This window comes from Caballeronia sp. LjRoot34, from assembly GCF_964253815.1.
Classification (GTDB): domain Bacteria; phylum Pseudomonadota; class Gammaproteobacteria; order Burkholderiales; family Burkholderiaceae; genus Caballeronia.
Genome location: NZ_CAXUSB020000001.1, coordinates 701,386 through 713,000, shown reverse-complemented (window position 1 = coordinate 713,000; position 11,615 = coordinate 701,386). Strand labels below are relative to the sequence as shown.

General features: G+C 60.3%; 10 protein-coding genes. 2 read left to right on the top strand and 8 right to left on the bottom strand.

From position 1 onward, the window contains the following. Position 1: 1 nt before the first annotated feature. The 8 genes from ACSQ36_RS03080 to ACSQ36_RS03045 all read right to left on the bottom strand — a co-directional run bounded on the left by ACSQ36_RS03080 (position 2) and on the right by ACSQ36_RS03045 (position 8,593). Complete coding sequence (locus ACSQ36_RS03080; RefSeq protein ID WP_213768660.1) at positions 2-1,327, bottom strand: ATP-binding protein; 1,326 nt, start codon at positions 1,325-1,327, stop codon at positions 2-4. Then, positions 1,327-1,989 (bottom strand): response regulator, encoded by a 663-nt coding sequence (locus ACSQ36_RS03075; RefSeq protein WP_213768659.1) that lies wholly within the window; start codon positions 1,987-1,989, stop codon positions 1,327-1,329. The genes ACSQ36_RS03080 and ACSQ36_RS03075 overlap by 1 nt, the downstream gene beginning before the upstream one ends. Positions 1,990-2,659: 670 nt before the next feature. Further along, positions 2,660-3,142, bottom strand: coding sequence for a DUF2778 domain-containing protein (locus ACSQ36_RS03070; protein ID WP_436180865.1), 483 nt, complete (start codon positions 3,140-3,142; stop codon positions 2,660-2,662). Between the two features lie 15 nt (positions 3,143-3,157). After that, positions 3,158-3,634, bottom strand: a complete 477-nt coding sequence (locus tag ACSQ36_RS03065; protein ID WP_436180864.1) for an Hcp family type VI secretion system effector — start codon at positions 3,632-3,634, stop codon at positions 3,158-3,160. A gap of 304 nt (positions 3,635-3,938) precedes the next feature. Continuing rightward, positions 3,939-4,070 (bottom strand): hypothetical protein, encoded by a 132-nt coding sequence (locus ACSQ36_RS03060; RefSeq protein ID WP_436180863.1) that lies wholly within the window; start codon positions 4,068-4,070, stop codon positions 3,939-3,941. Positions 4,071-4,982: 912 nt separating this feature from the next. Then, positions 4,983-6,005, bottom strand: a complete 1,023-nt coding sequence (locus tag ACSQ36_RS03055) for a histone deacetylase family protein (protein WP_436180862.1) — start codon at positions 6,003-6,005, stop codon at positions 4,983-4,985. A gap of 13 nt (positions 6,006-6,018) precedes the next feature. After that, entirely contained in the window at positions 6,019-7,263 is a 1,245-nt protein-coding gene (locus ACSQ36_RS03050; RefSeq protein ID WP_436180861.1) for a Zn-dependent hydrolase, read from the bottom strand. A 19-nt stretch (positions 7,264-7,282) separates the two neighbouring features. Further along, positions 7,283-8,593: an MFS transporter gene (locus tag ACSQ36_RS03045; protein ID WP_436180860.1), complete on the bottom strand. Its 1,311-nt coding sequence runs from the start codon at positions 8,591-8,593 to the stop codon at positions 7,283-7,285. Positions 8,594-8,720: 127 nt separating this feature from the next. Between ACSQ36_RS03045 and ACSQ36_RS03040 the strand changes: the two genes are divergently transcribed. Next, the gene (locus ACSQ36_RS03040; protein WP_031359589.1) at positions 8,721-9,689 is read left to right on the top strand and encodes a LysR family transcriptional regulator; all 969 of its coding nucleotides are present in this window, start codon (positions 8,721-8,723) and stop codon (positions 9,687-9,689) included. A 147-nt stretch (positions 9,690-9,836) separates the two neighbouring features. Continuing rightward, a complete protein-coding gene (gene dacB, locus ACSQ36_RS03035; RefSeq protein ID WP_436180859.1) occupies positions 9,837-11,435 on the top strand; it encodes a D-alanyl-D-alanine carboxypeptidase/D-alanyl-D-alanine endopeptidase in 1,599 nt (532 codons plus the stop codon). The last annotated feature ends 180 nt before the right edge of the window (positions 11,436-11,615 follow it).

The window sequence follows — 11,615 nt, the reverse complement described above, 5'->3', positions numbered from 1 at the left end:
CTTAAAGCGGGGTATTTAAAGCAGATTTGAATTGAATGGAGACCAGCAAACCGCCGCTTTTCGATTCGGCGAGCGAAACTTTCGCGTCATGCTGCATCGCGATCCGGCGCACGATCGCGAGGCCCAGGCCGCTGCCCGCCACGTCGGTGCGCGCCCGGCTGGCGCCCATTCCCGCTCGATAAAACCGGTCGAACACCCGCTCGCGCTCATCGGCGGGAATGCCCGGGCCCGTATCGGCGATTTCCACCGTGGGAGTGCCGTTGTCCACCTGCAGGCAGACGTCCACCCGTCCGCCATCGGGCGTGTATTTCGTGGCGTTGTCGATGAGATTGTTGAACATCACGCGCAACGCGTTGGCATCGCCGGAAATGGTTGCCGGTTCGTTCGCTTCAATGCCCAGGTCGACACCGCGCTGTTGCGCCACCAGCACGGACGCGCCAACGCATTCATCCAGCAGCGCGTGCAGGTCCACGGGCTTGGTTTCACGCTTGCCGTCGGGTTCGGAGCGCGCAAGTGCAAGCAGTTGCTCGGCCAGACGCGTGGCGCGCGTGATACCCGCTTGCAGGTCGTCGAGCGCTTCCTTGCGCGACTCGTCGTCCTTCGCGCGCGCCACCAGTTGCGACTGGATCTGCACGGCGGCGAGCGGCGTGCGAAGCTCGTGGGCGGCGTCGGCGACGAAAGCCTTTTGCGTATCCAGCGCGGTCGCGAGGCGGACGAGCAACGCGTTCAACGCGCGCACGACAGGCACGACTTCTTCCGGCAAACGGTTGTCGGGTAAAGGCTCCAGCGCTTCGGGATGGCGCGTGTCGAGCGCGCGGGTGACGCGTTGCAGCGGCTTCAAACCCCGTCCGACGATGATCCATATTGCCAGGCCGAGCAGCGGCAGCAGCACCACGAGCGGCCACAAGGTTCGCCATGCCACACCGGCCGCCAGCCGATTGCGGATGGACACCGGCTGCGCGAGCTGGACGACGTTATCGCCGACAATCGCGCTGTAGACGCGCCATACGCCGCGCGGCGTGGATTCGGTGGAAAAGCCCAGTTCCGCGTGGGGCGCAAGCGGTACGCGCGGGTGCGAGTAATACATGAGCACGCCGTTGCGGTTCCAGATCTGGATCACGACGCCCTCGTCGCTGTCGCTGCGCGATTGCAGCACGGACGAAAACGGTTCCGACGGCAGCGCGGCCGCAATCTGTTCCAGTTGATAATCAAACAGTTCGTTCGCTTCGGCCAGCGCCTGACGATAGATCAGCCAGCCCGCAAACCCCACGCCGACGATCACCAGTGCCAGCAGCCAGACCAGCAATTGGCGGCGAATGGAATGCATCAGGCTTCCTTCGACACCATGTAACCGAGTCCACGGACATTGCGGATGAGGTCAGGCCCGAGCTTTTTGCGCAGCGAATGGATGTAGACCTCGACCGTGTTACTGCCGATTTCCTCACCCCAGCCGTAGATTTTTTCTTCGAGCTGGCTCTTCGATAAAACCGCGCCCGGGCGTGCCATCAGGGCTTCGAGCAGCGCGAATTCGCGTGCCGAAAGGGCAATGGGGTTGCCTTCCAGCGTGACCTGGTGGCCCACGGGGTCCAGCGTTAATGCGCCGTGGCGGATCAGGGAGTCGCCGCGGCCGGCGTGGCGGCGGATCAGGGCGCGCATGCGGGCGCCCAGTTCGTCGAGGTCAAAGGGCTTGACCAGATAGTCGTCGGCGCCGGCGTCCAGGCCTTTTACCCGGTCGGCAATGGCGTCCCGAGCGGTGACGATCAGCACGGGCAATGCGTTGCCTTTTGCTCTCAGGCTTTTGAGGACATCGAGACCGTCGCGTTTCGGCAATCCCAGGTCCAGCAACATGAGATCGTAAGGTTCGCCGCCTACCGCCGTCAGGGCCGCTTCACCGTCCTGCACCCAGTCCACCGCGAATCCGTCGTTGCGCAGCGCCTTGCGGACGCCTTCCGCAATCATTCGGTCGTCTTCTACCAGTAGGATTCGCATCGATTTGGGTCACGGCTTGTCTCGGCTTTGCAGCCCGGACGATCATTCTAGCCGGGACGGGTTAAGGCGGGCTTAAAGGGGCCTTAAGACCAAGAGAAGCGGTTTTCCTAAATAGACCCGATCGACAGTCGGCCACTTCGCGAGCACGAACACCCAGATCATGATCAAGTTCACGATGGACACCAAAATGGCAAGTTAAGTATCCCCCTGCCGGAAAAGGCCGCCCGCTTGGTGGCGCTAAAATAGGGGAACATAAAAATGATGGCTGTTGTCATCAAAATTAGCCAATGCCAGATGCTCGATAGTCCCACGGCCCCCTTAGCACTTTGTTGTGAAGCTGTGCCGTGAAAGTGCGACTTGATCATGTCTCACTGGCTGCGGATTTTTCTGACTCGATAGCCGCATAGTGCGAAATAACAGAGGAAGAGAAGAGCGCCGACTAGTAGCGTAGCTATTGCCCAATAGAGCGCCAACGCGAGTGTTGCCATATCCTCTGGGTTTCCCAGATATTCGGCTCCGGTTACGGACAGGCAGAATCGAATAAATGTCTCCACAAACATCGGCATATTGAACGGGAGCGCGGCGATAACATACGTTAGTTGCCATCCTCCGATAGATGACGCCATGCCCCAAGCAACGTATCGCAATACCCGTTTCACAATGACATTTCTCACTTGACCTCGACTGTTCCATAGGCTCGCAACGTTGTGCCCGGTACTGGCAGGGTCTGTCCTTGCGAACGGATGAATTTTTGAAGGCGGTCGAACTCATAGGGGGTTACGACCGTAATGCAACCGTGACTTAATCCCAAGGGGCCTTTGGGGTGCAACCTGAAATTACCTCGCTTGATACCATTAATGTTTGTCGTGTCGCCCGATGTCGGATTCCAGAGCATGAACCAAGTACGTCTGTCGGTTGAACCGTAGCCGTGCGCCTCCCACCAATCGTATAGGAAACCCAAGTAGCCCCCCGACTGGCGGTCTACGAGGTAGTACGTCCCTTTCGGAAGCGGTCCGACGTTTTCCATAGCCGTTTCATCGGGATTGTCCAGGCCTTGATCGGTTCCCGAAAAGGCCGCAATTGGTGAGGTTCCCTCGCAGGTAAGGGGCGAAGTCGTGAGCTTGTTAAGAACAAAAGTGCATTTGACCGGCATTTGTTTTACCTCAGGTCACTTTGTCGTGTTGTCCTTGATGTACAACGTAGCGGTTACAGCGCCGCCACTTCCCCCTAACTGGTTCTGTACGAAGTATTCATGCTTCATCGTTGAAAAAGAAAGGTGTACGTCTTCGTGACAAACATCGCCGCCGCCGACAAGCTCAACTTGGGTGATGACCACGTCATACATGGTGATCTTGAGGTACTCGAATGGTAGCCCTCCCGCCTTTCGCATAGTCAATTGCATCTGGTCGATATGCTTACCCGTGAAACAATATTTGGCCAGGTTCGGGCTGGCGCGGTCTAGCTGGTGCGTGAATGCCAGATCGGAAACCGTGGCCTTACCCGCGCCGCCGCCGGAACCCGACATCATGGCGGATTGCTGCGAGACCTTCCAACGCCAACCGATCACATCGATCTCGTTCAGGTGCGAGGCATCCTGCGATTCGCCGTCAATGCCATTTATTTTAAGGAAAATATCCTGTGCCATGAAAATCTCGCAACCTTTAAATTTAGCAGTACTGGATGAAGACTCGTGTATACAAAACTGAAATGATTGCATAGCCGAGGAAGCCTAACCCGATAGTCAGGGAAGGAACCACTTTAAAGCGTTGAGCAAAAACATCGTCGGAGACGGGCAAGTACGAAAGTGCCCTTTTCTATTTTGATATATCAGATTGTTGATAACGATGGGCTAAATCTAGCAGATTGCTGGATGCTCATGTTTTTGGGATAACTGCCATCGCATTCGAATTTACAATCCTCACAAACAGCATCTCAATATTCCTAACGTTTCACGCGATTGCGCTGGTACATTGAGAACCGAGATATTCAACATACCGGAAAGTGCGATTGGCAAGACACCGCTGTTTGAGGTCACGCCAAGTGCGTTCGATGACGTTGGGTCCCGGCGCATATTTTGGCAATCATCCGACAGTCAGCCATGCCCGCTAGTCGAGCGCTTTGTCGTGAGTTTGCTGGTGCGGATGGGCCGTTATAGAGCACCATCACGATCGGATTGCCAGGTACACGGGAGTGACGTGCGCATCGCCGGTTCAGGTCCTCCGGCAGGCAAACGGAGAGGGTACGGCGCGCAGCAGCGCTGGTGAGAAGCGTCAGTTCCCGACTGTTGCATCCGGCAAGCCAACTTGCAGCGCTTGCGACTTTGGCCGGTGTCTCACCGCGAAGATCAGCTCTGCGCTCTGCCCATATATGAGCGAGGTTAGCATGCGAGAGCGCGTCGGATTCGTCCTGCGAGAACGGTCGAATCTCACCGCGCGCCTGCTGGCACAAAAGCTGCAACCGTACGCCCGAGCGCTCTGCCGCCTCTTGGTGCTACGCCCGCTCAGGGTGTGCCATAGCCGACGCCGGCCCCCTTCTTTGGGGCAGCATAATACTAGCCGTGCGCGATAGCGACGGCGCATCGGCGGTCGATTTCCGCCTCCAGGCACGGCAAGGTCCACAAAGTCGGTCCTGGTTCGCAGAGGATCACTCTCGCGCAGCCCACGGTTGCTTCGTCCGCGCTGCCCGGCCGACCGGTTCTTGGCAGGGCTTGAAATGCATCCACTCCGCCCGAGCTAATCGCCGCGTGGGATGGTGCACTCCTTCGGCTCGCGTGCCGATCACTCGCCGGACTGCCCGTCCGGACTCCAAGATTTGCACGCGCCCTATCGGCCTCCCGCCTGTCCGAGGATCGGCTCAATCGCATCAACGCTACTCGATCTTCCGCACTAACTGTCTGCTCGCATCTCTACCCTGCATCATCGCTCCGTATTCAATCCGACACCGGGCTGGTGCATTCGTGAGCATGATTGATGGAGTCTACTCAGAACTACCCATCAACGTCCCGCGCCAAACCCATCGAAGAATGCGCGCGCATTCAGCTCCAGCGTATCGATGTGATACCCGCCCTCCTGCACGATTAGCGTCGGCAATTTCAGTGCGCCAATCTGAGCGCCCAGCTTGCCGAAACCTTCGGTTGTCACCGCGACCATCGACTGGGGATCGTCCTTGTAGATGTCGAAGCCCAGCGCCAGCACCAGAACGTCCGGCTGGAAGCGCTCAAGCACACGCGTGGCGGTATCGAGGGAATCAAAAAACACGTCCTCCGATGACCCATGCGGCATCGGCAAATTCACGTTGTAACCGTCGCCGGCTGCCTCGCCACGCTCGTCGTCAAAGCCGGCCACGACCGGGTAGAAGTTCGTCGGGTCGCCGTGGATGGAGACGTACAGCACGTCGCTGCGATCGTAGAAGATTTCCTGTATTCCTTGGCCATGGTGCATGTCGGTATCGAGGATGGCGACGCGGCCGTATTTCCCACGCAGCGCCTGTGCCGCGATTGCTGCGTTGTTCAGGTAGCAGAAACCGCCCGCCGCTTCGGCGCGCGCATGATGCCCCGGCGGCCGGCACAACGCATACGCCTCGCGCGCGCCTTCGATGATCGCGTTCGCCCCCGCCAGCGCGCTTTGCGCTGACCAGTACGCGGATTCGTACGTGTCGGAGCCGACCGGGCAGCTGCCATCGGCGAGATAACGTGCTGCTTGTCCAAGCACGCCACGCAGCGGATTGTTCTCGCGGATGTACACGTTCGACATCACTTCATCGCCCCATTCGGCCGGCACCTTCTTCCACTCGCGATGCGCTTCCTCAAGGAAGCGCAAGTAGTTCATGCCATGCACGGCAGCGAGCGGCGCGGCGCCAAAGTCGGCGGGTTCGCGGACGTCGAATCCCATGGCCTTCGACGCCTCGACCAGCCGCAACGCGCGCTCGGCAATCTCCTGCGGCGTGCGCATCTGGCCACGAGAAAGATACGTGCGCGGATGATGTTTCAGCTGGGAGGGATGGAAATAAGTCAGCATTGTCCGGTCCTTGTTACGCGTCAACCGTCGCGCCGATCACCGCACGCGCCAGTACCGCATTGATCAAAACATTCGCGCCGCAGGTGACGTCTTCAGGGAGTGCATCCTCGGCTTCGTTATGCGAAAGACCATCTACACACGGGATAAAAACCATGGCCGTGGGCACGTGCCGCGCGAGGTGGATTGCATCGTGCCCCGCTCCGCTGACAATACGCTCGTATGCGTAGCCGAAGCCTTCCGCGGCTTCTTCCACGAGATCTACGCACGCGGAATCAAACGGCGTGGCAGGGCTTTTCCAGTATGTTGCGATGGCGGCTTCAAGCCCACGATCCCCGGCGATCTTGCCGAAGGCCGTGCGGACTTCGTGTTCCATCGCGTCGATTTTCTTGTCATCCGGATGACGCAGATCGACGGTGAACGCAACGCGCCCGGCAATGGTGTTACGCGATGAATTCGGCACGTCCACCTGACCAATCGTGACCAAGCCGAGCGGCGCGAAACGTTGCGCGATAGCTTCAAGTTCAAGCGCCATCGCCGCGCTCGCAAACAACGCGTCCTTCCGATACGGCATCGGCGTCGTGCCAGCGTGGGCGGCCACGCCCGTCACTTCGACATCAAGCCAGCGGATCGCCTGACCGCCTGTAACAACGCCGATAGGATTGCCGTGGCTCTCCAGAATGGGCCCTTGTTCGATATGCGCTTCGAAATACGAATCGACGTTCTCAACGCCAAGTCCGCGCGCTCCGGCGCAACCGATTTCGTTCAAAGCCTCGCGCAACGTCACGCCGTCTGCGTCCTTGGTCTGCAATGCTGTTTCCAGCGGCGTCGCGCCGACAAACACCGCCGAGCCGAGCATGGCCGGTGTGAAGCGCGCGCCCTCTTCGTTCGTCCACGAGACAATCTCGATGGGCTTCTCCGTCAACACGCCGTGATCGTTCAACGTGCGCACGACTTCGAGCGCGGCCAGAACGCCGTAGACGCCATCGAAGCGACCGCCTTCAGGCTGCGTATCCAGATGACTGCCAATCACCACGGATTTCGCTTTCGCATCCGAGCCTTCGCGACGCGCGAACAGGTTGCCGACTTCATCGGTACGCACGGTCATTCCCGCTTCGCTGCACCACGTGGCGAACAACTCGCGGCCACGCCGGTCTTCTTCCGTCAGCGCAAGACGACGCACGCCGCCCTTGGGCGTCGCGCCGATTTTCGCCATCTCCGTCAGGGTCGCCCACAGGCGTGGGCCGTCGATTTTCAACATGCTTCGTTATCCTCTAGATTCAACGAGTAGCCAGTGCTTCCGGGGCATCGGCGCGACGATGTTTCAGCGCATCAAGCGCGACGATCGACAGCAGCGAAATCCCGGCGAGACACGTATAAAACACCGCCAGCGGCCACCATTGCCCGGTGAATTTATGTGCAAGCCAGGTGCCCACGAGCGGCGTCAAGCCGCCCGCAATCGCGCCGCAGACCTGATACGAAATCGAGATCGCCGAGTACCGCACACGCACCGGGAACACGCCGCTGACAAAACCCGCGATGACCGAATAAAAGCTCGCCATGCAGACCACGGCAATCGCGATGCCGATAATCATCGACACCATGTTGCCGCTTTGCACGAGGATAAACATGGGGTACGGCGAGATCATCGCGCACAGGGCCGTGAGCTTCAGGAAGCGCGCACTGCCGATCTTTTCGGCGAGCAACGCGGCCAGCGGCTGTGTGAAGAACTGGATGATCGCAACCGCAAACAGGCAATCGAGGATCAGCGATTTCGTCACGCCCACATACTGCGTCGTGTACGAAATCATGAAGGTATTGGTGAAATACACGCCGGCGATGCCAATCGTATTTGCGCCGATGCAAAACGCGACCAGCGCGCCCGACGAGCGGAACACTTCGGCAATCGGCAATTCCACCGTGCGCCTGGACAGCTTCTCGCGCTCGAATTCCGGCGACTCGTTCACGCCCATTCGAATCAAGATGCCGACCACAAGCAACACCGCGCTCACCAGAAACGGCAGGCGCCAGCCCCACGCGATGAACGCCTCATGCGGCATCGACGTCACCGCGCGAAACGCGACCAGCGACAGGATTAGTCCGGCGGGGCTGCCGAGTTGCGCGAACGATGCGAAAAACGTCCGCCTTCCTTTAGGCGCATGTTCGGCCGCCATCAGCACCGCCCCGCCCCATTCGCCGCCCACTGCAATGCCCTGCACCACGCGCAGCAACACGAGCAGCACCGGCGCGAGCAGACCGACCTTCGCGTAAGCCGGCAGCAAGCCGACGCATACGGTCGCCACACCCATCATCATCAGCGTGGTCATCAGCGCTTTCTTGCGCCCGATCTTGTCGCCGAGATGACCGAAGATCAGGCCGCCCAAGGGCCGCGCGAAGAACCCGACGGCGAACGTGGCGAATGACGCCATCGTGCTGATGAACGGATCATGCGACGGAAAATACAGCTCGCCGAACACAAGCGCGGCGGCGGTGGCGTAGATATAAAAGTCGTACCACTCGATCATCGTACCGATGAAAGCGGCGGCCGCCGCGCGCACGGGCTGGCGAGTCGGACTGGGTGTTGGGGTCACGGTGGCTCCTGATTCGCTTGTTTTAATGCAGATGGTCAGGGCGTTTTATCGCCAGCCATAAAACATTAGTCCAATTTCGATTTATTATTCGCCGTATAAGTTTGGCTAATACCCAGGACATTTCCCCATGGCTCAACGGCGTGTAGATATCGCGCGGTTCCTGAACGACCGGCTCGACTGGAACCTGCTGCGGACCTTCCTCGTCATCATGCAGGAGCGCAGCGTGAGCCGCGCCGCCGCGCGCCTGCATCTCACGCAACCGGCGGTGAGCCAGGCGCTCAAGCGTCTGGAAGACACGCTCGGGCGCAATCTGATCCAGCGCCGTGGCCCGCACTTCGAGCCAACGCACGCGGGAGAGGAGGTGTACCGGATCGCAAGCGATATTTACGGCCATATGTCGAGGCTCGAAACCGAGCTCGATGACCGCAGCGAAGACATCACCGGTTCGATCCGCCTGCTCACGGTGAGCCGCATCGATTCAGGCGTGTACGACGAGTTTCTTGGCGAATTCCATCGGACTTATCCGCGTATCGACTTGCATATCGAGGTAATGCGCTCTTCGGACATCATTTCGTCGCTGCTGCAAAAAACCGCGACGGCGGGCTTAAGCTTGTGCCGTACGCCCATCGATAAACTTGAGCAGCGTTGTTTCCTGCGCCAGCGATATGCCATTTTTTGTGGCCGGTACCATCGCCTGTTCGGGCGGCATGGGCTGACCATGGAAGATTTGCTCGCGGAGAACTTCGTGTCATTCACGAGCGACCAGATTGGCGACAGCCTGTCGCCGCTGACCGTCTTTCGCGACCAGCGTGGGTTCACGGGACGGATCGTGGCGGCGTCGCCCAGTCTGGACGAAGTGCGGCGGCTGATCTTCGCGGGGTATGGCATCGGCTGCCTGCCCGAGCACATTGTCCGTGACGACCTCACGCAGCAGCGCCTGTGGCGTTTGCCGCCGGAAGAGGGTCTGGTCGATGTCGACGTCGATCTGCTGTGGCATCGCGGACGCAAGATGAACGCGGCGGAGCAGGCGTTCCTCGATGGCATGGAGCGCACGATGCAGCGTTATTCACTGCCCGAACGGCTCGCCCCGCGCTGAGGCCCAAGTGCCAAGGCTTTACACCCGCTGCCGGTTGAAAGCCCGCAAACCTTAAACCGTAAGCAGAACCCCCATACAATAGCCGCACCGCTTGGGGCACCCTCGCCCTGCAATCTGCAAAACCGCACCACATCACGATCCAACCACATGTATAGAGCACCCTTTTTGCACAGGACGAATCCACTTGCCAAACGTTGGCGCGCAGCCGCGACCCTGGTTATAGCCGCAGCCACTTTCACCTTCGCGATGAACACGCCCGTCGAGGCCCGCGGTGGTGGCGGCTCAAAGGCGGAAACGCAGAAACCAACGCCGAAACGCGCAACGGCGAAGAAGACGAAGTTCCAGCGCGTCGCGGTCCCGGCCGGTCCGCTGCCGGCCACCGTCATGGCGGCGCTTGCACGCGCCCACGTGCCGCTTTCGTCGATGAGCGTCGTGGTCGAACGAATTGGCAGCGGCGGCGTGCCGCTCGTCGCGATCAACGCCAACCAGCCGATGATGCCCGCCTCCACGATGAAGCTGGTCACCACGTACTCGGGCTTGTCGTTATTGGGTCCGGATTACCGCTGGAAAACCACGGCCTACGCCGACGGTGAAGTCGATGCAAACGGCGTCCTTCACGGCAACCTGTACATCCAGGGCACCGGCGACCCGAAACTCGTGCCGGAAGAACTCATCGACCTGGTGGACCAGATCCGCCGCAACGGCATCACGGGCATTGACGGTGCGCTGGTCCTGGACAAACGTTACTTCGATGCCTCCACGCGCGATCTCCCAGCCTTCGACGCCGACGAAAGCGCACCCTACAACGTCGGCCCGGACCCGCTGCTGTATGCGTTCAAGTCGCTGTCGTTCACGTTGACGCCGAGCCCCGACGGCCAGGTTGCAATCGATGTGCTGCCGCAACTCGCGCAGTTGCAGATCGACAACGAACTCAAGGTCACGCGCGGCGCTTGCGCGGGCTCACTGCCGGCGGCATCGCCGAGCGTGGCGCAAACCACGGGCGGTTTTGTGCAGGCGTCGTTTATCGGCGACTATCCGCTGCGCTGCGGCCCGCGCACCATCAACGTCGCCGCGCTCGACCACTCCACCTTCTTTGCCGGCGGCTTCCTCGCGCTCTGGAAACAGGCGGGCGGCACCTTCAACGGCACGACCCGCGAAGGCCCGACGCCGGTCAGCGCGCGACTCGTCGGCACGCACCGCAGCCCGGTGCTGTCGGACATCGTTCGCGACATCAACAAGTTCAGCAACAACGTGATGGCGCGCAACCTGTTCCTGACCATCGGCGCGGCGATGGGCAAACCGCCCGCGACCACGCAGAAATCATCGGCGGCGATCACGGCGTTCCTGCATCACAACGCGCTCCCCATGACCGACCTTTACCTCGATAACGGCTCGGGCCTGTCGCGCGAAGAACACATCACGGCGCAATCGCTCGCCGACCTGCTCACGGCGGCGAATTCGAGCCCGGTGGCGCAGGTCTTCGTGGAGTCGTTGCCTATCGCGGGCGTGGACGGCACCATGCGCAACCGGCTCACCAACGCGGGCGCGGGCGGCAACGCCCACATCAAGACGGGCACGCTGCGGGACGTGCGGGCTATCGCCGGTTACGTGGGCGCGGAGAACGGCGAGAGCTACGTGGTGGTGAGTTTTATCAACGACCCTCGTGCCGAAGCGGCCCGGGCGGCGCATGACGCGCTGCTCGAGTGGGTTTATGAGGGCGCGCGCCGCACGGGATCGGCTGAATGAGCCGCTTCCTGGCCGGCTTAGAACCCGAGGGCGCGCGGTCTGCAAGCACAGGCAAACCCTCGTAGGAAACAATCTCAAATCCTCTTAAAGATTCGGTAAGCTATCGCCACGCTTGGCCGACGACACGCATTGTTCGCAGTGCATGTTGTTCGAAGATTCGAAGCCAACGCTCAAGCGGAA

Coding starts and splice junctions, on each gene's coding strand:
- ACSQ36_RS03050 (WP_436180861.1), bottom strand. CDS start 7,263: ATGTTGAAAATCGACGGCCCACGCCTGTGGGCGACCCTGACGGAGATG.
- ACSQ36_RS03040 (WP_031359589.1), top strand. CDS start 8,721: ATGGCTCAACGGCGTGTAGATATCGCGCGGTTCCTGAACGACCGGCTC.
- ACSQ36_RS03075 (WP_213768659.1), bottom strand. CDS start 1,989: ATGCGAATCCTACTGGTAGAAGACGACCGAATGATTGCGGAAGGCGTC.
- ACSQ36_RS03055 (WP_436180862.1), bottom strand. CDS start 6,005: ATGCTGACTTATTTCCATCCCTCCCAGCTGAAACATCATCCGCGCACG.
- ACSQ36_RS03080 (WP_213768660.1), bottom strand. CDS start 1,327: ATGCATTCCATTCGCCGCCAATTGCTGGTCTGGCTGCTGGCACTGGTG.
- dacB (WP_436180859.1), top strand. CDS start 9,837: ATGTATAGAGCACCCTTTTTGCACAGGACGAATCCACTTGCCAAACGT.
- ACSQ36_RS03070 (WP_436180865.1), bottom strand. CDS start 3,142: ATGCCGGTCAAATGCACTTTTGTTCTTAACAAGCTCACGACTTCGCCC.
- ACSQ36_RS03065 (WP_436180864.1), bottom strand. CDS start 3,634: ATGGCACAGGATATTTTCCTTAAAATAAATGGCATTGACGGCGAATCG.